Raw genomic sequence first — 19408 nt, forward strand, 5'->3', positions numbered from 1 at the left:
AAGAGGCCGCGTTCAAGTCGTTCATCGAACCGATGGTGGTCCAGCTGTAAGGGTGACCTTTCGGGAAGCGGGCTTTCGAAAGCGGCTCGCGCAATACGCCATAGGGCTGATTTTCGCCCTGGCGCTTCTCGTTCTGGACCACACCGCGCTGCTCGTCGAGCAATGCCTGATCGACGGCGCCCAGGAAGTGGCCCATGCGATCGGATTCCATCCACAGCGCCATATCGAGCGCGGTGGTCGGCACGTTCTGGAAGTAGTTGGTACGATCGGTGTTGGTGGTGCCGTTCTGGTCGGTGGCGCCGACACGCTCGAACGGTCCAAAGAATTCGTCACGGTAATTTTCAGAACCCTGGAACATCAGGTGTTCGAACAGATGTGCGAAGCCCGTGCGGCCCGGAGTCTCGTCTTTGGAGCCCACGTGGTACCAGATGTTGACGGCCACGATCGGCGCCTTGCGGTCGGTGTGCACGATCACGCGCAAGCCGTTTGGCAGGGTGAACTCCTGATAGGCGATGTCGATGGTCTGGGCACCGGCGGCCTGGACGGCCGGCACGAATGCGGCGGCGCCGCCGAGCAGGGCAAGGCCGAGCGCGGCCGAAAGAAGGGTTTTGTTTCCGAATCGCATGGGCGGGGTTCCTTTGGGGTGAATCGGTAATGGTAATGGAATTTGACGGGACCTACACTAGGCCATATGTCATAGTGGCGGCGTGAAATCCGGAGCCTGCACGCATGCCGAAATCCGCCATCCTTCTGTTATTGCTGACAATCCCCGGATTCGCGGCGGCCGTCGAATCGGTCCGCTTCGAGCAGGGCCAGGCCTGGGATATGCAGAAGAAACGCCTGCTATATACCGAATCGCACTGGACGCGTTTCGAGAACAACCTGCTGTCCGAGCGTACCGTGCTGTACCGCTGCGCCGATGGCACGCCCTTTGCCCGCAAAGTGATTTCCTACGCACCCTCGCGTCTGGCACCGGCTTTCGACTTCAAGGACGCGCGCCTGGATTACCGGGAAGGCCTGCGCTGGAAGAACGGCCGCGCCAGCGTCTGGTTTGACGGAACCGAGGGCTACAAGGAGCGGCAACTGCAGAATGCCTCGGATCTGGTGGCCGATGCCGGCTTCGATGGCTTCATACGCAGTCGCTGGCCGCAATTGCTCAGCGACCGCCGCCAGCAATTGCAGTTCGCGGTACCGTCGCGGCTGGACAGCTATGGCTTTCATGTGCAGCGAGTCGGCCCGGCAGTGTACCGCGAACAGGCGGCACAGACTTTCCGGCTCGGCTTGGATGGCTGGCTGGGACTGGTGGCACCGGACATCGAAGTGACCTACAGCAGCAACGGCAACCGGCTGCTGCGCTTCAAAGGCCTGAGCAACATCCGCGGCGATGACGGCCGCGCCACATTGCGGGCCCTGATCGAGTTTCCACTGACCGACCGCGAAGTGCCGGCAGCCGATAAAAACCGGGCGCAGACGGTTTTGCTAAAATCCTGCCAACTCAGCTGATTGGGAACACATCGTGATCGATGTGATTTTGTACGAACCGGAAATCCCCCAGAATACCGGCAACATCATCCGCCTTTGTGCCAATACCGGCGCGCGCCTGCACCTGGTCGAACCGCTCGGCTTCGTCTGGGACGATGCCAGGGTCAAACGGGCCGGTCTGGATTACCACGAGTTCGCCGAGGTCCGCCGGCATGCCGACTATGCGGCCTGTCTGGCCCATCTCGGCCAGCCACGCGTGTTCGCATTCAGCTCGAAAGCCGAAACGCGTTTCGATACGCCGCAGTACGCAGCCGGCGACGCCCTGCTGTTCGGGCCGGAAACCCGCGGGCTTCCCGCAGACGTCCTGGCTGGACTACCCGATTTGCACAAGCTGCGCTTGCCGATGCGCTCCGGTCAGCGTAGTCTGAATCTATCGAACGCGGTTGCCGTGGCAGTGTTCGAAGTCTGGCGCCAACTCGGTTATGCCTGATTCACACGGCGGCACACCCAGGGAGAATGCGATGAGCGAAAAAGACAGTAATGCGCTACTGGCCCTGCTGGCCGGTGTTGCCATCGGGGCCGGGATCGGGATTCTTTTTGCGCCCGACAGCGGCCGCAAGACCCGCGAAAAACTCAAGAACGGCGTCGACGAACTCGGTGACGAACTGCAGGAGCAGTTGCAGGTGCTGAGCCGCAAGGTGCAGAGCGCCGTCGGTGATAAAACCCAACAGATCGAACATGCCATCGATAACTTGAGCGAGCAGGCCGGCGCCGAGTCGGAGGCGGTCATCGAGAAGTTGGAAGCCCGGCTTACGCAGCTGAAGGCACGCATCCGCCAGAGCCGCGACACCCCATGAGTCCGATTCGGGAAAACGCCGAGGACCTGCGCACCAGCATGGAAGCACTGCTGGAAAACCAGGCCGCCTACTACAAGCTGTGGTCGTTCAAAGTCGGCATGAAGTCGCTGACTCTCCTGATCCGACTGACCTTGTTCACTTTGTTTGGCCTGATGGCGGTCCTGTTTTTGTCAATCGCCGGCGCGCTAGCTATCGGCAATGCCCTCGGCTCAAGCACCCAGGGCTTTCTGATTGCCGGTGGCTTTTATGTGGCGCTTTTGATCGCCGTCTATCTGCTGCGTGAACACATCAACCGGCCGATTCTGCGCCGCTTCTCCGATATCTTTTTCGCGGACAGACCATGACCCGTAAAATCTACAGCTCGTTCGAGCAGATCGACCAGGAACTGGAAATTCTGGCGCTGGAAAAGGAATTGCGGCAGATCCAATTACGCCAGTCCGCCACAAAAACCATGGAGGCTATCAAGCCCGGCAACTTGTTGATGGAATCGCTCGGGCCGATTGGCGGTATGGTGCGCAACTCCGGCACGCTGCAGAAAATGGTGATGATGTGGCTGGCGCGCCGGTTGCTGAAATAATCGCCTGAACGGAACGTTAACAAACCCGCAGTTCGGGTGAACTTCCGTGACTTAAGACACTCCAAGTTGGGCGTCTGCGAAATGCAGGATGAAATGCGCTGTGCATTTCCGCATCAGTCAACAACTTTGGAGTATCTATGAAACATACCGTATTGGCCCTTGCCCTTACCGCCGCTGCTTTTTCCGCCCAGGCTTCCGATCTGGACTACAGCTATGTCGAAGGCGCTTACAGCAAGCTCGATGCCGGCCCGGGCAAGCTTGACGGCTTTTCGATCGACGGCGCGCTGAAGTTCAGCGACAGCTTCTATGGCTTCGCCGGGTATCAGAAGAACGACCAGAACGGCATCAGCCTGGATGAATACAATGTTGGTGCCGGCTTCCGCAAAAGCATCAACGACAAGACCGATTGGGTCAGCGAACTGTCCTACATCCGCGACAGCGGCAACATCGGCAACAGCCTGATTAAACTCGATGACAACGGCTACCGCATCGCCACCGGCGTGCGCAGCCTAGTCAACGACAAGTTCGAACTCAACGGCAAGGTCAATTACACCGACGCCGGCGATTTCGGTGATGGTTTCGGTGTCGGCGTCGGTGGCGTGTACCACGTCAATGACAGCGTCGGCATCACCGCCGGCTACGACTATGCCGACCGCAGCGACGGCGATTTGAACAGCTGGAATGTGGGCGCCCGCTTCAGCTTCTGAGTCAGCACCAACGTGTTCAACAAAAACCCCGCTTCGGCGGGGTTTTTTGCATCAGTCGAACAGACCTTGCGGATATTCGGGTTTCTGCTCGCGCGACAACAGCAGCTTCAGACCCTCCTGCGGGGTGATTTCCTCATGCAGCACGCGCCGCACCAGCGCGGAAATCGGCAGGTCGATGGCGAAGCGTTCGGCCAGGCGCATCACTTCATCGCAGGTCTGGATCGATTCGACCACCTGTCCGATCGAAGCCACGGCTTCGCGGATCGACTGGCCCTGACCCAGCGCCAGGCCCAGACGGCGGTTGCGCGACAGATCACCGGTGCAAGTCAGCACCAGGTCGCCCAATCCGGCCAGACCCATCAGGGTTTCAGCGCGGCCGCCAAGCGCATGGTTCAGACGCAGCATCTCGTTCAAGCCGCGGGTAATCAGGCCAGCGCGGGCATTCAAGCCCAAGGCCATGCCATCGGCCACACCGGTGGCCACGGCTAGCACGTTCTTCATCGCACCGCCGAGCTCGGCACCGAGCATGTCGGTGCCGGTGTAAGCACGGAAGGTCGGACCGTGCAGGGCTTCGGCCACGGTCTGGGCGAATTCGGGATCTTCGGAGTGCACGGTCACCGCGGTCGGCAGGCCTTGGGTGACTTCCTTGGCGAAGGACGGACCGGTGACCACGGCCAAGGCGACGTCGGCGCCGAGAATATCGGTGGCGACTTCATGCAGGAATCGGCCGGAGCCGGGCTCGAAGCCCTTGGTGGCCCACGACACACCAACACCGGCTTTACGGTGCGGCGCCAGCGCCTGCACGGTTTCGGTGAAGGCATGGCTGGGCGTCACCACCAGAATGAAATCGGCGTCGCGCACAGTGGCTGCCAGATCGGTGCTGGCCTGCAGACTCGCGGGCAAAACAATACCCGGCAGATACCGGGTATTTTCGTGCAGGGTGTTGATGGCATCGACCTGGCCGGCGTTGCGGCCCCAGACCGTGGTCCGGTGGCCGTTGCGCGCCAGAAGCGCCGCAAGGGCCGTGCCCCACGAGCCGGCACCCAAGACCGCCACTTTCATCGGCGCGTCCATGGCGGCGGGTGCTTAGGCGTTGCCGCCTTCGGAAACCACGGTGCTGCCTTCACTGGCGGCGGCAACCTGTTCGGCGCGGCGGCGCAGGCCTTCGGCGTAGATGCCTTCGAAGTTGATCGGCTGTAGGTAGAAGGGTGGGAAGCCGCCCTGATTGATCAGGTCGGACACGGCCTGACGGGCATACGGGAACAGCACGGTCGGGCAGTGGATGCCGAGCATGGCGTCCAAGGATGGCTCATCGAAACCGGAAAGGCCGAAGATGCCGGCCTGGGCCACTTCGGCCAGATAGATGGTTTTTTCACCGATGGTACAAGTCAGAGTCACGCCCAACACCACTTCATAGACGTCATCGGCGAGCTTGCCGACTTTTTGGTTCAGGTTCATATTGAGCTCGGGCTGGCCTTGCTCGTTGAACACCAATGGGGCGTTTGGGGCTTCGAAGGAAACGTCCTTCACATAGATTTTTTGGACGCTGAAAGCGGCTTGTGCACCGTCTTGGACGGTGCCTTCGGTCAAATTGGCAGACATGGTAAAACTCCGGAAAATGCGTAAACGCGGTAGGAATCGGCAGGGGTACTACAGGGTTATGGGGTCTGGCCCCATGATATCAAGTCACCGGCCCTTGGTCAGGGGCAGATCGGCCTGGACCCAGGCGTTCAGACCGTCATTCAGCCAATACACCCGGGTGAAACCGGCCTTGTGCAGGCGCTTGGCGGCTTCACTGGAGGACTGCCCGGTCCGGCAGACCACGGCCACCGGCAATTCCTTGGCCTTGGCCAACAGCTTGTTTTCCGGGTCGAACTGACTCATGGCCACATGCTTGGACCCCAGAATATGGCCCTTGTCGAACTCGGTGATGGCACTGACATCGACCAACAGCGCGGATTCACGGTTGATCAGATCGGTCAACTGGGCCGGGCTCACGGTTTTATAGCCAACAAACAGACGTGCCACTTCGGTGTACACCAAGGCCACGGTCAAGACCACGAAAATCGAAGAAAGAATGGGGCTTTGGGCGGCAAAGGCAATCAGGGCGTCAAAAGACATGCGGCGTCCAACTGGGGGTCAATCCCTATTATCGCCCGTGACGGGCCCGAATGCCAGTCAATCCAGCCTGGGAAGCCCCGAAGTCAGCCACCAACGCTTGGCCACCGCATCGTAACGCCAGGTTTGCCGGTCGGCCTGGATGCGCTCGGTCTGCGAGGCCACGTCGATGATACGCAGTTCAACGCGCTGGCTGTAGGCCTGGGGATCGGGTCGGTCGGCGGATTTCACCAGATAGCCGCTGACCTGGAACTTTTTGTAATAGGCCTCATCGGCATCACTGAAGCCGCCGGGCGGACGCAGCAGAGGATCGACCGATTCGCGCGCCTTCTCGAAATCATTCCAGCGCACGGCATTGCCATAAATCTTCAGGGCCGCTTCCAGGGCTTTGTCGTTCTTGTTGGATCCGCCAGCCAGCACGGGAGGCGGCAGCACGGCCAACAACAAGACGGCAAATACAGCTTTGGTGAGCATGGTTTCTTTCCGGAGGGCCTCAGTTACACTAGATTCTGCCACAAATGGCCGCTACCCACGACGCCGCATGCCCCCTGCTTCCGCCCTGTCTGGATGGACCCTGATTTCGCTGCGTCCGCGCCACCGGCACGATGCGGTGCGGCGCGCAGCCGCCGCCCAAGGGGCCCGGGTGCTGGCGATTTCGCCGTATGCATTGCTTGCACTGGATCCCGGCACGTCTTTAGAATCCGCCCTGCGTTGCCCGATCCGAATTGCCAGCTCACCGGCCGCGGTAGCCTTCGCGTCAGCGCAGACCCCGCTGCACGGCAACTGGCTGGCCATCGGCGAGGCCACGGCAAAGGCGCTGCGAAACGCCGGCGCCGACACCGTGCAGAGCACCGAGCCGCAGAATGCCGAGGGTCTGTTGGCTTTGCCGATACTGTCCGACTGCCGTGACCGACACATCGGTCTGATTACCGCGCCTGACGGGCGCGGTGAACTGGAGCGCGTGTTGCCCGAGCGCGGCGCGCACCTGCATATCGCCCATGTCTATCGCCGGCAGCCCCTGAAGTTGCCGGTCAGCGTGCATCGCCGTCTACAGGCGCTTGCACAAAACACGGCGGTATTGGTCAGTAGCCGTGCCGCTTTTGCCGAATTGTGGCGGCAACTCGATGCCAGCGAGCGCGCGAATATCAGCCGTACGCTATGCATCGTCAGCAGTGTCCGCTTGCTAGAATACCTGCAGGGGCTTGGCATCCAACAGGTTCGGTGCGCCGCCGGCACACGGCCGGCCATGATGCTGGCTGCCCTGCACCAAGCCATTGCCGCTAATGAATGTGAAGGATGACCTCATGACTGAACTACCGGTTCCCGTTGCCAAAGTGCACTCCCGCATCGGCACAATCATTTTGGCAGCCGTGCTGGTTCTTGCCTTGATCATGTTTGCCTGGATCCGTTTCCGCGTCGATTCCGGTGAAGCCCTGATTCCCGCCGCCGACATCAGCGCACAGGCGCTGGACCGGCGCCTGTTATTGGCCGAACAGCAACTGGCGCGGGTGGAACAGGAACGCGCGGCGCTGCAGCAGCGCCTGGGCGAATCGGCCAACCGCACCAATCTGCTGCGCGATGAAGTGCTCGGCGTCAGCGAACGTGCGGCACTGATTGAAGATAGTGTGCAACAGCTCAGCCGCAGCGACCGCAGCGCCATGGACAACCTGCGTCTGAACGAGGCGGAACTGCTACTGATCATCGCACGCGAGCGCTGGCAGCTTTCAGGCGATCTGACCGGTACCCTGCAGGCGACTGAACTGGCCGCTACCGCCATCAACGGTTTGAAGGATCCGCAATGGCTGACCCTGCGACAGACGGTGACCCGCGAATTGGCCGCGTATCGTGCCATCGAGACCGATCCGCGCGCCATCGCCCGCGGCGAATTGGATGCCCTGGAAGCCCTTCTGCCGCAGCTGCCGGCCGCCAACAGTGCCGACCCCGAGGGCGCTCCGGAACCCTACGGTTTCGAACGTCTGCTCAAGGCGCTGATTCGCATCCAACCGACCGGTCAACAGACGCTGATTGCACCGGCCGAACGGCAAGCGGCACAAACCGCATTGGCTTTGGAAATGGCCAATGCCCGCACGGCACTGCAGTTACGGCAGAGCACCGAATTCAAGAGCAGTGCACGCCGGATTGATCAGTGGCTGTTGCGTCTGTATGCCGATGGCAAAGCGCTGCAGGAACGGCGCCAGCGCCTGCAACAGGCCGCCAATGCCCCGCTCAGCATGGCATTACCGGAAGCCGGCAGCACGCTGGCGGAACTGCAGCGTCTGAAACAGAGCGCCACGCCATGAACCTTTACCGCAGTTTCCTGTGGTGGTTGTTGCTGGCAGCGCTGGGCGCACTGGCCTGGGATCTGTTGCAACCGGATTTCGGTGAGGTGGTCATTCGCTGGCATGGCACTACCGTCACTACCACGGTCGCCTTTTTTTTATTCGCCTGCATCCTGCTACTGTTTGCACTATGGTTGCTGTGGACCTTGCTGCATTTTCCCTACAATGCTTGGCAGGCCTATGCCCATAAACAGGCGCGTAGCCGCCTGAACAACGGCCTGACCGCTTTCTATGAAGGCCGCTTCGGACGGGCGCAGAGTCTACTAATGAAAGCCGCCGAAGACAAACAGGTGCGTGATCTGGCGCTGCTGGGCGCACGCCAGGCCGCCTTGGTACAGGAGGATTTCGTCGCAGCCGCCGCCTTGCTGGAGCAGTTGAACCAGTCGAACCCGACCTTGGCGGCCTCCAACAACGCGCGCCTGCTATTGAAACAGGGTAAAGCGCAGCAGGCGCTGGATGTAATGCTAACGCGGCCGGCCATGGAGTGGTCGCCGGTCGCACGCGGCATCGCGATTGAAGCGGCAATCACGCTTCAGCAATTCGATCTGGCCCGTAACTGGATGCAAGCCCGCGGCCACGGCATGAGCGGCAAACAGCAAGCGCAGCTGCAGGCCCAGTATCAGCGACACTATCTGGCCGGCGCCGATTCCGCTGACACCCTCTGGCAGCGCTGGCAGGAACTCGATGCCCAAAGTCCGCCCGGTGAAGCCATGGCCGAAGCCTTCGCGCGACGTGCGGGTACGCTAGGCATGCAACACTCGGCCGCAAGCGTCCTGCTGGATTCGGCTGAAGTCCATTACGCCAGCGCATCGGTGAAAGCACTGTCGGCCTTGGCGCAGAACGATGCCGTGCTGTTTGAACGACTGCGTGCATTGTTGGCTTCACATCCGGACGATGCCGATTTACTTCACGCCCTTGGCAGCTGGAGCCATGCGGCCGGCAATAACGATAACGCCATCGGCTACTGGCAGCGTGCGATTGCCCAGGGCGGCGGCGCGGAAAGCTGGAACCAGCTTGGTCAGGTCCATGCCGGCCTGGCTCAGTTTGAGCAGGCTTATATCGCCGAAAACAACGCCCGGCGCGTGTTGAACGGCGAAGCACCCCTGCCGATGACCGGTATCACGCTGCAGCAGCGCATCGCCGCTGAAGCGGTTTCCGAGCAACGCAACGAACACGGGATTCCGTGGTTGCCGCAGTAAGTGGAAATAAAAAAGCGGCCGCAAGGCCGCTTTTTTCATGAGGCGATTAATACGAAATCAACGTTCGACAATCGCCGCCACGCCCATGCCGCCGGCGGTGCAGATCGAAATCAGCACACGGCCCTGGCCCTTTTCCTTCAGCAGTTTCGCGGCGGTGGCCACAATGCGCGCACCGGTGGCCGCGAACGGATGGCCAAGCGCGAGCGAAGAACCGACCACATTGAGTTTGCTGCGGTCGATGGATCCCAGCGCGCCGTCCAGGCCGAGTTTGGTTTTGCAGAATTCCTCGGACTCCCAGGCCTTCAATGTGCACAGCACCTGAGCGGCGAAGGCTTCGTGGATTTCATAGAAATCGAAATCCTGCAGTTTCAGGTTATTGCGTTTCAGCAGTTGCGCCACGGCCCAGGCCGGCGCCATCAGCAGGCCTTCACCACCGACGAAATCAATGGCGGCCACCTGCGCATCGGCCAGATAGGCCTGAATCTCTTTGCCGTTGGCTTTAGCCCAATCTTCGGAAGCCAGCAAAGTGGCGGAGGCGCCGTCGCTCAGGTTGGTGGAGTTGCCGGCGGTGAGCGTGCCTTTGCCGGAGCGCTTGTCGAAGGCCGGTTTCAGCATGGCCAGTTTTTCCAAGCTGGTGTCCGGGCGCAGGATGTTGTCGCGCTCCAGACCGCGGAACGGCATCACCAGATCGCTGAAAAAACCGCGCGCGTACGCGGCGGCCGCTTTCTGGTGCGATTCATAGGCGAGCCGGTCCTGATCTTCGCGCGCGATGCTCCAGGTCTTGGCCATGTCTTCGCAGCTTTCGCCCATGCTCTTGCCGGTGCGCGGTTCGGCCACGCCCGGGAACTCGGGTTTGAATTCACCGAAGGAAAAACCTTTCAGCGCGGCCTTGATGCGCTCGCCGAGCGTGCGCGCACGGTTGAGGTCAAGCAGACGCCGGCGCAGTTTCTTGCTGACCGCGATCGGCACGTCCGAGGTGCTGTCGGAGCCACCGCCGATGCCGGCCTCGATCTGACCAACCGCGATTTTATTGGCGACGGTAATCAGCGCATCCAGACCGGTACCGCAGGCGCGGGTGATGGTGATGCCCGGGGTGTGCAGTGACAGTCCAGACGACAGCGTAGCTTCGCGCGCCAGATTGAAATCGGAGGAATGCTTGAGCACCGCACCCATCGCCACTTCACCCAGAATCTGGCCCTGCAGCTGGAATTTTTCGACCAGACCGCCGAGCACGACGGTGGACAGCCCGAGGTTGCCGACATCGAAGTAGGCGCTATTGTTACGGCAGAACGGAATCCGGATACCGCCGAGGATGGCGACACGACGCGTGGAAGACATGGAACGGCTCCTGATGAACGAATGGTGGCTTAGGCAGGGCATAATAAGCAGCCGTGCCCAGCGCATGGATTTCTCCAAACTCCCGAGTATGGTAGCGCATGATCGAGCCCGTTTACAGCTTCGGCCTGTTGGCCCTGGAACTCTGCCCCGGCCAACACCTATCATCTGCACAGGTGTCGGTAGCCCGGTCCGAACAGCTCGGCAGCCTGCTGGCCGAAGATCTTCGCTCCTGGATCGGCCCGCACACGGCCATCGACATCAGTCTGGCCGGGGCCGCCTTCGATCCGGTCGAGATTCTGCGTCCGGGCTGGCCGGTGCACGCCGAAATCGCCCGGCTGACCCATCTGGCCCCGAAGTCTTCTACCTCGCGGTTGTTGTGTTTCGGTAGCGCTGAAGGCCGCATGCCCGAAGGTCTACAACCCGATCCGGCACATGCACAGGGGCCACTGCGCTGGCTGCCGTTCGTGCTGTCCGGTCCGGTCGAACAAATCCGTGCCGTGCAGGACGGCATGGAGGCGGAGCTGATGGAGCGCGGCATGGCCGGTGCCGCGACTGCTTTGTATGCGCAGGAGGCATTCGCCGCCGACATCGAACATGCCCGCTACATGACCCTGCACGACGGTGTGGCGATGATGGCCATGCAATACGGTCACAATGGACTGGAATCAATCTGGCCCTTGATCGAAACCGCGCTGTTCGCACCGCAGCAATCGGTCTGGCTGGATGCGCCGCCGGAACCGCTGGTGTACCTGAAGCACGGCACCGCGCATATCGCCTTGCTGGATTGCCATGCATGGATGCAACTGCAGAGCGGCCTGGAGGCTAAAAACGGCGAGCAGCTGGAAACCCTGTTCCAGATGTTCCAGATGCGGCAACGTCAGATTGCTGCGCTACTTGAAGCGCATGGCCTGAGTGTTGAATTCGATTTTTGCGCCGATGCCGCCAGCGCCCGCGATACGCTGCAGCGTTAATCCGGAATACGGTTCACCAAGGGCGCGCCTTTTTCGTAAGCGGTGAAGCTGTCGATGGTGGTCTGGCAGATGGTGCTGAAAGCTTCACGGGTGAAAAAACCCTGATGCCCGGTAATCAGCACGTTCGGCAACTGCTGCAGTTCGGCCAACAACGGATCGGCGAGCGCCGATTGCGAATGGTCTTCGAAAAACAGACCGGCCTCGAACTCGTACACATCCAGCGCCAGCCCGCCGAGATGGCCGCTGTGCAATGCCGCCAGCGCTGCTGCGGTGTCCAGCACCGCCCCGCGACTGGTGTTGACCAGCAGCGCGCCGGGTTTGCAGGCCGCGAAGAAGTCGGCGTCCAACAGATGCCGGGTGTCCGGAGTCAGCGGGCAATGCAAAGAAATCGCATCCGATTGCGCGGCCAGTTCGGCGAGTGAAACAAAACGCGCACCGGCGCGTTCGAACTCAGGATCCGGATAAGCATCGTACGCGATGATGGTGCAGCCGAAACCGCGCAGGATGCCGGCGAATACCGCACCGATGCGGCCGGCACCGATGATGCCGATGGTCTTGCCATACAGATCGAAACCCATCAAACCATCGAGCCGGTAATCGTTGGCCAGCACGCGTTCGTGCGCGATCGGAATGTTGCGGTTCAGGGCCAGCAGTAGTGCAACCGCGTGTTCGGCCACCGAATGCGGGGAATAATCGCCGACGCGCGTGACCGAAATACCCAGCCGTTTGGCTTCGGCAGCATCCACGTTATTGAAGCCGGCACAGCGCAGCGCCAGCAGATGCACGCCGTCTTCGGCCAGAATGCGCAGGGCCTCGGCATCGGCGTGGTCGTTGACGAAAATGCAGGCGCCGCCGCAGCCGGCGGCTTGGCGCGCTGTAGCGGCCGAGAGCGGAGCTTTAATGAACAGCAAGTCATGGCCGCCAGCGGCATTGGCGGCAGTGAGACCGTCGCGGTCATAATCGTGGGCGCTGTACACGGCGATTTTCATTCGGCGGAGTCTCCACTCGGACGGGTGTCCTGTTGGTAGATCCGGTAATGCGCGTCCTGCATGCCGAGCGCCTGGTAGGTGCTGCGCGCGTTGCGGTTGTCGTTCTCGACATACAGTCGGATGCCGCAGACGCCAGCATCGGCTTCAGCCAGCGCACGCACATGGGCATAGAGTGCGCGATAGATGCCTTGGCGTCGGAATTCGGGCGGCACATACACGCTCTGGATCCACCACCACAGACCGTTGCGCCAATCGCTCCACTCAAAGGTGTACATCAGCGTGCCGGCCGGAACACCGTCCTGTTCCGCCACGAAATACCGCGCCAGCGCCGCATCGGCGATGCCGCGCGCGATGCCGGGCAGTACCTCGGCGTCCGGCAATACTTTGTTTTCGGTTTCCAATGCCATGGCCTGCGCCCAATATGCGAGTAATGCAGCGTCTTCTGCGCGGGCCGGTCGGATCTGCAGGGTCATGCCTCGTCCTTGCGTCCGTGTTTGACGCCGAGTTTGCGGGTCAGGGTGTTGCGGCCAAGGCCGAGCAATTGCGCGGCCTGTTGCCGGTGGCCCTGCGTGTGCTGCAAGGCGGCATCCAACAGGCTTTGCTCGAAGCGCGCTTTCAGTTCAGCATGCACGCTCAGATGACCCTGCTGCAATAGAGTGCGTGTTTCCTGCGCCAATTGCGTCTCCCAGCCAGCGGCGCGCTCGGTGGATGCCATCGGCAGGGCATCGCCCTGCCAATCGGCTAGGCCCAGACGTTCATGCGAGGTGCCGGAGGCCATGCGCCAGCAGGCGTTTTCCAATTCACGCACATTGCCCGGCCAGGCATACGCCTGCATCGCGTCGAGCAAGGCCTTATCGGCGCTTCTGGTTTTGGTCTGTAACTGCGCGGCTGCGGCTGCGAAGAAATGCTGGGCCAGCAGCGGAATATCGGCGCGGCGTTCGCGCAGCGGCGGCAGGCGGATGCGCAGCACGTTCAAGCGATGCAGAAGATCTTCGCGGAAGCGTTTGGAACCGACCAGCGCTTCCAGCGGTTGATGCGTGGCGGCGATCACGCGCACGTCGACCTTGATCAGCTCACGGCCGCCGACGCGGTAGAACTCGCCCTCGGCCAGCACCCGCAGCAGTCGCGTCTGCAGTTCCAGCGGCATGTCGCCGATTTCATCGAGGAACAGGGTGCCGCCCTGCGCCTGCTCGAAACGGCCGATGCGGCGCGTGCTGGCGCCGGTGAAGGCGCCGGCCTCATGGCCGAACAGTTCCGACTCGAGCAGTTCGCTGGGAATCGCGGCGGTGTTCAGCGCCACGAACGGACGCGCCGCGCGCGGCGACTCCTGATGCAGGGCGCGTGCGACCAGCTCCTTGCCAGTACCGGTTTCACCGGTGATCAATACGCTCAGCGGTAACTGCGCCAAGCGCCCGATCTGCCGGAACAGTTCGCGCATGGCCGGGGTCTTGCCGAGCAGGGCGGTTTCCAACACCGGTGCCGCATCGACGCGCGCGACCGGCGGCTGCGGTTTCGGCAGCGCTTTTTCCACCAAGGCCAGCACCTCGTCCAGATCAAAAGGTTTGGCCACATATTCGAACGCGCCACCCCGATACGCGCTGGCGGTATTGCGGATATCGGTGAACGCCGACATCACAATCATCGGCAGCCCCGGATGCGCCTGCTTGACCGTTTCCAGAAAATCGATGCCGCTGCCGCCGGGCATGCGGATGTCGGTGAACATCAGTGCCGGCGGCGCCCCGGTGCGCAGCGCGTCCATGGCGGCACCACTGGACTCGAATCCACGGGCGCGGTAGCCGGCATCCTGCAGCGCTTCGCTCAGCACGAAGCGGATGCTGGCATCATCATCGACCAACCAGATTTCGGCGGTGTTCATGCGCTCTCCTCGGGTACCGGCAACAGCAGGGTGAATACGGTGTGGCCCGGACGCGAGCGGAAGCTCAGCGAGCCCTGGTGTTCGCGCGCGATCTGCAAGGCCAGCGGCAGTCCCAGACCGGTGCCTTCGGCGCGGCCCGATACTAGCGGCAGGAAAATCTGTTCCTGCAGGTCTTCCGGTACGCCACGGCCGTTGTCGGCGATTTCCACGCGGATGGCCAGACGCGACAGCCGGTCGGCAATCTGTACCTGATGGTCGGCACGCGTGCGCAGCACCACTTCGCCGGCGCCGGACTGCAGCGCGTTGCGCACTAGATTGAGCACGGCCTGGGTCAAGCGATCGGCATCGCCGATGACTTCCGGCAGACTCGGATCGTAATCGCGCACCAGCTTCACCGACCAGCCGGCTTCGGCATCGGCCAGCTGGCGCACGGTTTCCAGCACGCCATGGATGTTGAGCGGCGCCTGTGCTTTCGGCGGCGCCGGATGCATGAACTGGTCGATCAGCTGGGTCAGGCGCACCACTTCGTTTTCGATTAGCTTCACCAAGGCTTGGGCCTGCGGCTGCTCCTGGGTTTTTTTCTGTAGCAATTGCGCTGCGCCTTTCAATCCGGCCAGGGGATTGCGCAATTCGTGCGCCAGACCTTTCAGCGCCACTGACAGCGCGGCAGGCAGAGCCAGCGCCGGATCGCTGCCGTCGAACTCGGCGCGCGGGTGCCATTCAATGCGCCAGCCCTCGGCTTCACGCACCACGATGGCATCGGCGAAGCGTTCCTTCTGCTCGGCGAAACGCAATTGCAGGCGCAGGGCCTGCATACGTTCCTCCGGCTGCAGGCATTGCATGCACAGCGCGTGCAGGCGCGGATGCTCGTGATCCAGCTGATCGATACCGACCCCGAGCAAGCGCCGCTTGCCGACCGACAGCCAGCTGCTGAAGGCGGCATTGCAGTCGTACACCGCGCCCTGCCCGTCCAGCCACAGGATCGGAGTGGCAAGCTGATCGAAGGTGGCGGCATCGCTGGGGCTCATTGCACCATCTTAGTGCAATACACCCCGTTTGTCCGAACCCCTAAACGCAAGCTGAATAATAGTTGTTCATTTTCAACAACATGACTTACGGCACATGGTCGATGCCAAGAGGTGTTATACATTGATACCACACCAACCAACTGAGGTCCCACCATGTACAACTTCATCCCGACCTGCACCAAACCGGACAATGCCCCGGTGAAACTCAACAACCGCTACCGCCCGCGCGCCAACGGCATCGGCTATGGCAAGAGCAGCGGATATGCCACCATCCGCCAGTACGCCAACACCACCGCCGCCGCCAACCTGGTGCGGGTGCGCTAAAAGCAACGGCCCCAAAGGGCCGTTGGCAATGCACTTCTTAAAACCGGGCATTCAGTGCCGATAATTTTTCCAGCCCTATAATTGCTCAATAACAATCTGCTCAGACTTACCGTTTATTGGGTCTTGTGGATTGACAGTAGCAATTTCAATCGCTTGTGCTTTCAGCACAACCGTACATGAGCCTTTCTCAAGCTCATCAACTATTCCGTAAATCGTCACCATGAGATCGTTTTGACTGTAATAAATACCTTGATACTGCAGCAAGTCAATCATGCGCAATGTATTTGCTGTGGTTGATTTTTGTCGAATTATCTTCTCTATCTTTCGAGCGGCAGCCTCTGATTTGGTGCTGAATTCAAAGACGTCTTTTGAAGGAAGATTATTAAATCTGTAACGACACTGGGACCCACCTGAATAAAATATTTGCGTTTCGCCTTGATGTCCTTGATGAATTATCGGCTTCATCGATATGAGAAATCGATATTCGCCTACAGAGGAAACTGGAGTTACCATCTCAATTTCTGCAGTTGATTGAAGCGCAACTAACTGCTGATTAGTTGTCACTCCCGCATCAGATGCGATGGACTTCGAGAGTTTCTTAAATTTTTCTAGTGCTTCGTTTTTCTTTTTCGGCTGATCAAGGAGACTCAGTTCTTCGAACGCCTTTGCAGCAATGCCGTTCGGACAAAATCCTCCGTCCTCGGCTTGTAGATTGAGTAGATGTAGATGATCTAAGTTGACATTCTGAAAGAAATTTTGGCGAGGTGATAACGCATCTAACAAATTAAAGTAACTTCGCATCGCACTGTACTCGTAGTATTCGCGGTACGCAGCGTCAGGCTCAGATGCGGGCCTATTTCCGCATTTATCCTTTTTAGCAGGAAGATAGGTTATCGAATAGAAGGCGTCTGGGTCGAACTCACCAGTTAAGCAAAAGGCGCTGAGCGTTTCCCGCCAGTGTTCATTCCACTTTTTGTCTCGCAAGCTGCTTGTCTTCGAGTAGTCTGCCCTCGCGAGTCGACATGAGTCCGTTCCATATAGAGCGGCACCTCCATTTGCTTCGTATTGTTTTTTGATGTTAATCAGCAACGCTTCTTCATAAGCGGCACGGGTCGAAAAGCCAAGAGATAAGATTTCTTTTACATCATTAGGGTTGATAAACCCGCCTTTCTTCAGTGCAGCTTCTGCAGACGAATAGCCGTGCTTGTTAAATAGCATGAGATTTTTTTTTGATTCTGGATCAGCTGGCATATAGGTGTTACTAGCGGCGACATCCGAATCTGATTTTCCACACCCAATGAGCATGCAAAAAAAGGTTGGTAATATAAAATTGCGGAACTTTGTTCTCTTCATTTCATCTCCTATAGGTAGTTGCTATTAAATGATGACCCACTAAGTCTTGAACATCTCGCAAGCTTCCACGGCTTCAAGTATCTTAAGAGCCGCGATCGTCACGAAGTACCGTCGACCGCTATGACTACCAAGATAAATCATACCAATTTGCGCCGGATATTCTATAAGGCTTTGTCTAACCACCACTTTAAGGAGGATTAGTCGATAGCCACCAATAGGCACGCTGAGAAAAAACGGCCCCGAAGGGCCGTTGGCAATGCGCGTTTCAAGACGGGATTACAACTCGTAGGCCGACTCGCCGTGCGAACTGATGTCCAGGCCTTCGCGTTCGGCTTCTTCCGGCACGCGCAGACCGACGGTGTGTTTGACGATCAGAAAAGCCGCCAAGGCAACCACGCCGGAGAGCGCGATGGTTACCAGCACGCCCTGGGTCTGGATCCAGACCTGCGATGCAATCGAATACTCCGGCAGCGCGCTTTCGGTCACGTAATTCCACAGTCCGGCACCACCCAATTGCGGCGCGGCGAAAACGCCGGTCAGCAGCGCACCGGTGATGCCGCCCACACCGTGCACGCCGAACACATCCAGACTGTCATCGGCACGCAGTAGTTTCTTCAAGCCGGTGACACCCCACAGGCAGACCACGCCGGCGATGGCACCGATAATCAAAGCACCACTAAGTCCGACCAAACCGGCGGCCGGGGTAATCGCCACCAATCCCGCCACCGCACCGGACGCGCCGCCCAGCATCGAGGGTTTGCCCTTGCCCAGCCACTCGGCCAGACTCCAGCTCAGCACCGCCGCGGCCGTGGCCAGAAAAGTATTCACGAAAGCCAGCGCCGCAACACCATTGGCTTCCAAAGCCGAACCGGCATTGAAGCCGAACCAGCCGAACCACAGGATGCAGGCACCGACCATGGTCTGGGTCAGGTTGTGCGGTTTCAGTGCTTCGCGCCGGTAACCCACGCGCGGGCCGATGACATAGGCGCCGACCAGACCGGCCACTGCGGCATTGATGTGCACCACGGTACCGCCGGCAAAATCCAGCGCGCCTTTCGCCCACAGCCAACCCGAACGCGCCAGCACTCCGTCCACGGCGGCGGTATCGGTGAAGGCGTCCGGGCCGGGGAAGAACCAGACCATGTGCGCCATCGGCAAATAGGCGAAGGTGAACCACAGCACGGTGAACAGCAGCACGCCGGCGAATTTCACGCGCTCGGCGAAGGCGCCGATGATCAGCGCGCAGGTGATGCAGGCGAACGCGCCCTGGAACACGAAGAACACCAGTTCGGGAATGTACACGCCTTTGGTAAACGTCGCCGCGGCCGCGCCGTTGATGTCCTGCGCGAACAGGCGATCGACGCCGCCGATGAACGCATTGCCTTCGGTGAACGCGAAACTGTAACCGTACAGCGCCCACAGCACCGCCACCAGCGAGAACACCGCCAGCGTCTGCATCAATACCGACAGGACGTTCTTGCTGCGCACCAGACCGCCATAAAACAAGGCGAGTCCGGGCAGGGCCATGAAGATCACCAAGGCCGCGCAAAGCATCATCCAGGCGGTATCGCCCTTGTCGATGGCGGGTACGGCAGCCTGCGCCATGGCACTGCCGGGGGCGAGTACGGCACCGGCCAATACCGCCAGCCGGGCTTTCCAGGAACGGATGAACAGTCGTTGCATGCAAAATCCTCCGGGCGGGTTAAAGGGCGTCGACGTCGAGTTCGCCGGTGCGGATGCGGATGACCTGCTCGACGCTGGATACGAAGATCTTGCCGTCACCGAGTTTGCCGGTGGCCGCGAACTGCTGCAGGGTTTCCAGCACGGCCTCGAGGCGGTCGTCGGTGATCACGGTTTCGATTTTTATTTTCGGCAGAAAGTCGACCACATACTCGGCGCCGCGGTACAGCTCGGTATGGCCTTTCTGGCGACCGAAGCCTTTCACTTCGGTGACGGTGACACCGGATACGCCGACTTCGGAGAGGGCCTCGCGGACTTCATCGAGTTTGAACGGCCGGATGATGGCGGTGATCAGTTTCATGGGCGCTCCGTTCGGTTTTTTTGCAGGCGGAAAAAGCGACGCCGGGAATTCCCGGCGTCGTGGTCAAGCATCAGAGCTGGTAGTACATCGAGTATTCCAGCGGGTGCGTGGCCGCCCGGAACTTGGTGACCTCGCCCATCTTCAGGGCGATGTAACCGTCGATGAAGTCGTCGGTGAACACACCACCGGCTTTCAGGAAGTCGCGGTCG

General features: G+C 60.3%; 24 protein-coding genes. 11 read left to right on the plus strand and 13 right to left on the minus strand.

From position 1 onward, the window contains the following. On the minus strand, positions 1 to 625 hold a 625-nt coding region (locus ACIQ0Q_RS06440; protein WP_395772122.1), incomplete at its 3' end, for a M16 family metallopeptidase. A 104-nt stretch (positions 626 to 729) separates the two neighbouring features. Here ACIQ0Q_RS06440 and ACIQ0Q_RS06445 point away from each other — a divergent pair. The 6 genes from ACIQ0Q_RS06445 (at position 730) to ACIQ0Q_RS06470 (ending at position 3623) form a co-directional block, all read left to right on the plus strand. Further along, positions 730 to 1503: a hypothetical protein gene (locus ACIQ0Q_RS06445; protein ID WP_395772123.1), complete on the plus strand. Its 774-nt coding sequence runs from the start codon at positions 730 to 732 to the stop codon at positions 1501 to 1503. Between the two features lie 13 nt (positions 1504 to 1516). After that, positions 1517 to 1972, plus strand: a complete 456-nt coding sequence (locus tag ACIQ0Q_RS06450; protein WP_395772124.1) for a tRNA (cytidine(34)-2'-O)-methyltransferase — start codon at positions 1517 to 1519, stop codon at positions 1970 to 1972. A gap of 31 nt (positions 1973 to 2003) precedes the next feature. Then, entirely contained in the window at positions 2004 to 2339 is a 336-nt protein-coding gene (locus tag ACIQ0Q_RS06455; protein ID WP_395772125.1) for a YtxH domain-containing protein, read from the plus strand. Beyond that, on the plus strand, positions 2336 to 2683 hold the full coding sequence (locus ACIQ0Q_RS06460) for a hypothetical protein (protein ID WP_395772126.1): 348 nt from the start codon (positions 2336 to 2338) through the stop codon (positions 2681 to 2683). Before ACIQ0Q_RS06455 ends, ACIQ0Q_RS06460 begins: the two co-directional genes overlap by 4 nt. After that, complete coding sequence (locus ACIQ0Q_RS06465) at positions 2680 to 2916, plus strand: DUF6327 family protein (protein WP_395772127.1); 237 nt, start codon at positions 2680 to 2682, stop codon at positions 2914 to 2916. Before ACIQ0Q_RS06460 ends, ACIQ0Q_RS06465 begins: the two co-directional genes overlap by 4 nt. Before the next feature lie 137 nt (positions 2917 to 3053). Continuing rightward, entirely contained in the window at positions 3054 to 3623 is a 570-nt protein-coding gene (locus ACIQ0Q_RS06470; RefSeq protein WP_395772128.1) for an outer membrane beta-barrel protein, read from the plus strand. 51 nt (positions 3624 to 3674) lie between these two features. On the opposite strand, the gene ACIQ0Q_RS06475 is transcribed toward ACIQ0Q_RS06470, so the two are convergent. The 4 genes from ACIQ0Q_RS06475 to ACIQ0Q_RS06490 all read right to left on the minus strand — a co-directional run bounded on the left by ACIQ0Q_RS06475 (position 3675) and on the right by ACIQ0Q_RS06490 (position 6215). Next, positions 3675 to 4697 (minus strand): NAD(P)H-dependent glycerol-3-phosphate dehydrogenase, encoded by a 1023-nt coding sequence (locus ACIQ0Q_RS06475; protein ID WP_395772129.1) that lies wholly within the window; start codon positions 4695 to 4697, stop codon positions 3675 to 3677. 12 nt (positions 4698 to 4709) lie between these two features. Then, a complete protein-coding gene (gene secB, locus ACIQ0Q_RS06480; protein WP_395772130.1) occupies positions 4710 to 5225 on the minus strand; it encodes a protein-export chaperone SecB in 516 nt (171 codons plus the stop codon). An 84-nt stretch (positions 5226 to 5309) separates the two neighbouring features. Then, complete coding sequence (locus ACIQ0Q_RS06485; RefSeq protein WP_395772131.1) at positions 5310 to 5744, minus strand: rhodanese-like domain-containing protein; 435 nt, start codon at positions 5742 to 5744, stop codon at positions 5310 to 5312. Positions 5745 to 5801: 57 nt separating this feature from the next. Further along, a complete protein-coding gene (locus tag ACIQ0Q_RS06490) occupies positions 5802 to 6215 on the minus strand; it encodes a hypothetical protein (protein WP_395772132.1) in 414 nt (137 codons plus the stop codon). A gap of 67 nt (positions 6216 to 6282) precedes the next feature. Here ACIQ0Q_RS06490 and ACIQ0Q_RS06495 point away from each other — a divergent pair, with 67 nt between their 5' ends. From ACIQ0Q_RS06495 to ACIQ0Q_RS06505, 3 genes are read left to right on the plus strand one after another with little or no spacing between them, the layout of a single operon-like run. Next, positions 6283 to 7041 (plus strand): uroporphyrinogen-III synthase, encoded by a 759-nt coding sequence (locus tag ACIQ0Q_RS06495; RefSeq protein ID WP_395772133.1) that lies wholly within the window; start codon positions 6283 to 6285, stop codon positions 7039 to 7041. Between the two features lie 4 nt (positions 7042 to 7045). After that, positions 7046 to 8041: a uroporphyrinogen-III C-methyltransferase gene (locus tag ACIQ0Q_RS06500; RefSeq protein ID WP_395772134.1), complete on the plus strand. Its 996-nt coding sequence runs from the start codon at positions 7046 to 7048 to the stop codon at positions 8039 to 8041. Then, positions 8038 to 9279 carry a heme biosynthesis protein HemY gene (locus tag ACIQ0Q_RS06505; RefSeq protein WP_395772135.1) on the plus strand — a complete coding sequence of 414 codons (1242 nt, stop codon included), beginning with the start codon at positions 8038 to 8040 and terminating at the stop codon, positions 9277 to 9279. Before ACIQ0Q_RS06500 ends, ACIQ0Q_RS06505 begins: the two co-directional genes overlap by 4 nt. Before the next feature lie 57 nt (positions 9280 to 9336). Here ACIQ0Q_RS06505 and ACIQ0Q_RS06510 read toward each other — a convergent pair whose 3' ends face one another. Beyond that, positions 9337 to 10617, minus strand: coding sequence for an acetyl-CoA C-acetyltransferase (locus ACIQ0Q_RS06510; protein WP_395772136.1), 1281 nt, complete (start codon positions 10615 to 10617; stop codon positions 9337 to 9339). Between the two features lie 98 nt (positions 10618 to 10715). On the opposite strand from ACIQ0Q_RS06510, the gene ACIQ0Q_RS06515 reads away from it, so the two are divergent. Next, a complete protein-coding gene (locus tag ACIQ0Q_RS06515) occupies positions 10716 to 11588 on the plus strand; it encodes a hypothetical protein (RefSeq protein ID WP_395772137.1) in 873 nt (290 codons plus the stop codon). Here ACIQ0Q_RS06515 and ACIQ0Q_RS06520 read toward each other — a convergent pair. The 4 genes from ACIQ0Q_RS06520 to ACIQ0Q_RS06535 are packed head-to-tail and all read right to left on the minus strand — an operon-like array spanning position 11585 to position 15481. Continuing rightward, positions 11585 to 12577: a 2-hydroxyacid dehydrogenase gene (locus tag ACIQ0Q_RS06520; RefSeq protein WP_395772138.1), complete on the minus strand. Its 993-nt coding sequence runs from the start codon at positions 12575 to 12577 to the stop codon at positions 11585 to 11587. The two genes, ACIQ0Q_RS06515 and ACIQ0Q_RS06520, sit on opposite strands and share 4 nt — an antisense overlap. Continuing rightward, positions 12574 to 13050: a GNAT family N-acetyltransferase gene (locus tag ACIQ0Q_RS06525; protein WP_395772139.1), complete on the minus strand. Its 477-nt coding sequence runs from the start codon at positions 13048 to 13050 to the stop codon at positions 12574 to 12576. Before ACIQ0Q_RS06525 ends, ACIQ0Q_RS06520 begins: the two co-directional genes overlap by 4 nt. Continuing rightward, entirely contained in the window at positions 13047 to 14453 is a 1407-nt protein-coding gene (ntrC, locus tag ACIQ0Q_RS06530; protein ID WP_395772140.1) for a nitrogen regulation protein NR(I), read from the minus strand. Before ntrC ends, ACIQ0Q_RS06525 begins: the two co-directional genes overlap by 4 nt. Further along, positions 14450 to 15481 carry a nitrogen regulation protein NR(II) gene (locus ACIQ0Q_RS06535; RefSeq protein WP_395772141.1) on the minus strand — a complete coding sequence of 344 codons (1032 nt, stop codon included), beginning with the start codon at positions 15479 to 15481 and terminating at the stop codon, positions 14450 to 14452. The genes ntrC and ACIQ0Q_RS06535 overlap by 4 nt, the downstream gene beginning before the upstream one ends. A 153-nt stretch (positions 15482 to 15634) precedes the next feature. Between ACIQ0Q_RS06535 and ACIQ0Q_RS06540 the strand changes: the two genes are divergently transcribed. After that, positions 15635 to 15805, plus strand: a complete 171-nt coding sequence (locus tag ACIQ0Q_RS06540; RefSeq protein ID WP_395772142.1) for a hypothetical protein — start codon at positions 15635 to 15637, stop codon at positions 15803 to 15805. A 75-nt stretch (positions 15806 to 15880) separates the two neighbouring features. On the opposite strand, the gene ACIQ0Q_RS06545 is transcribed toward ACIQ0Q_RS06540, so the two are convergent. From ACIQ0Q_RS06545 to ACIQ0Q_RS06555, 3 genes are all read right to left on the minus strand, one after another. Then, complete coding sequence (locus tag ACIQ0Q_RS06545) at positions 15881 to 17158, minus strand: hypothetical protein (RefSeq protein WP_395772143.1); 1278 nt, start codon at positions 17156 to 17158, stop codon at positions 15881 to 15883. Positions 17159 to 17434: 276 nt separating this feature from the next. After that, positions 17435 to 18841 (minus strand): ammonium transporter, encoded by a 1407-nt coding sequence (locus tag ACIQ0Q_RS06550; RefSeq protein WP_395772144.1) that lies wholly within the window; start codon positions 18839 to 18841, stop codon positions 17435 to 17437. A gap of 19 nt (positions 18842 to 18860) precedes the next feature. Then, positions 18861 to 19199, minus strand: coding sequence for a P-II family nitrogen regulator (locus ACIQ0Q_RS06555; RefSeq protein ID WP_395772145.1), 339 nt, complete (start codon positions 19197 to 19199; stop codon positions 18861 to 18863). Positions 19200 to 19408 lie beyond the last annotated feature (209 nt).

Source organism: Arenimonas sp., assembly GCF_044348765.1.
Lineage (GTDB): Bacteria > Pseudomonadota > Gammaproteobacteria > Xanthomonadales > Xanthomonadaceae > Arenimonas.

What these genes read in the sequence shown, in the direction of transcription:
- ACIQ0Q_RS06500 (WP_395772134.1), top strand. Translation starts at nt 7,046, where the DNA reads ATGACTGAACTACCGGTTCCCGTTGCCAAAGTGCACTCCCGCATCGGC.
- ACIQ0Q_RS06510 (WP_395772136.1), bottom strand. Translation starts at nt 10,617, where the DNA reads ATGTCTTCCACGCGTCGTGTCGCCATCCTCGGCGGTATCCGGATTCCG.
- ACIQ0Q_RS06465 (WP_395772127.1), top strand. Translation starts at nt 2,680, where the DNA reads ATGACCCGTAAAATCTACAGCTCGTTCGAGCAGATCGACCAGGAACTG.
- ACIQ0Q_RS06555 (WP_395772145.1), bottom strand. Translation starts at nt 19,199, where the DNA reads ATGAAACTGATCACCGCCATCATCCGGCCGTTCAAACTCGATGAAGTC.
- ACIQ0Q_RS06535 (WP_395772141.1), bottom strand. Translation starts at nt 15,481, where the DNA reads ATGAGCCCCAGCGATGCCGCCACCTTCGATCAGCTTGCCACTCCGATC.
- ACIQ0Q_RS06550 (WP_395772144.1), bottom strand. Translation starts at nt 18,841, where the DNA reads ATGCAACGACTGTTCATCCGTTCCTGGAAAGCCCGGCTGGCGGTATTG.
- ACIQ0Q_RS06485 (WP_395772131.1), bottom strand. Translation starts at nt 5,744, where the DNA reads ATGTCTTTTGACGCCCTGATTGCCTTTGCCGCCCAAAGCCCCATTCTT.
- ACIQ0Q_RS06445 (WP_395772123.1), top strand. Translation starts at nt 730, where the DNA reads ATGCCGAAATCCGCCATCCTTCTGTTATTGCTGACAATCCCCGGATTC.
- ACIQ0Q_RS06505 (WP_395772135.1), top strand. Translation starts at nt 8,038, where the DNA reads ATGAACCTTTACCGCAGTTTCCTGTGGTGGTTGTTGCTGGCAGCGCTG.
- ACIQ0Q_RS06520 (WP_395772138.1), bottom strand. Translation starts at nt 12,577, where the DNA reads ATGAAAATCGCCGTGTACAGCGCCCACGATTATGACCGCGACGGTCTC.
- ACIQ0Q_RS06470 (WP_395772128.1), top strand. Translation starts at nt 3,054, where the DNA reads ATGAAACATACCGTATTGGCCCTTGCCCTTACCGCCGCTGCTTTTTCC.
- secB (WP_395772130.1), bottom strand. Translation starts at nt 5,225, where the DNA reads ATGTCTGCCAATTTGACCGAAGGCACCGTCCAAGACGGTGCACAAGCC.
- ACIQ0Q_RS06490 (WP_395772132.1), bottom strand. Translation starts at nt 6,215, where the DNA reads ATGCTCACCAAAGCTGTATTTGCCGTCTTGTTGTTGGCCGTGCTGCCG.
- ACIQ0Q_RS06460 (WP_395772126.1), top strand. Translation starts at nt 2,336, where the DNA reads ATGAGTCCGATTCGGGAAAACGCCGAGGACCTGCGCACCAGCATGGAA.
- ACIQ0Q_RS06455 (WP_395772125.1), top strand. Translation starts at nt 2,004, where the DNA reads ATGAGCGAAAAAGACAGTAATGCGCTACTGGCCCTGCTGGCCGGTGTT.
- ACIQ0Q_RS06545 (WP_395772143.1), bottom strand. Translation starts at nt 17,158, where the DNA reads ATGAAGAGAACAAAGTTCCGCAATTTTATATTACCAACCTTTTTTTGC.
- ACIQ0Q_RS06540 (WP_395772142.1), top strand. Translation starts at nt 15,635, where the DNA reads ATGTACAACTTCATCCCGACCTGCACCAAACCGGACAATGCCCCGGTG.
- ACIQ0Q_RS06475 (WP_395772129.1), bottom strand. Translation starts at nt 4,697, where the DNA reads ATGGACGCGCCGATGAAAGTGGCGGTCTTGGGTGCCGGCTCGTGGGGC.
- ACIQ0Q_RS06515 (WP_395772137.1), top strand. Translation starts at nt 10,716, where the DNA reads ATGATCGAGCCCGTTTACAGCTTCGGCCTGTTGGCCCTGGAACTCTGC.
- ACIQ0Q_RS06525 (WP_395772139.1), bottom strand. Translation starts at nt 13,050, where the DNA reads ATGACCCTGCAGATCCGACCGGCCCGCGCAGAAGACGCTGCATTACTC.
- ACIQ0Q_RS06495 (WP_395772133.1), top strand. Translation starts at nt 6,283, where the DNA reads ATGCCCCCTGCTTCCGCCCTGTCTGGATGGACCCTGATTTCGCTGCGT.
- ntrC (WP_395772140.1), bottom strand. Translation starts at nt 14,453, where the DNA reads ATGAACACCGCCGAAATCTGGTTGGTCGATGATGATGCCAGCATCCGC.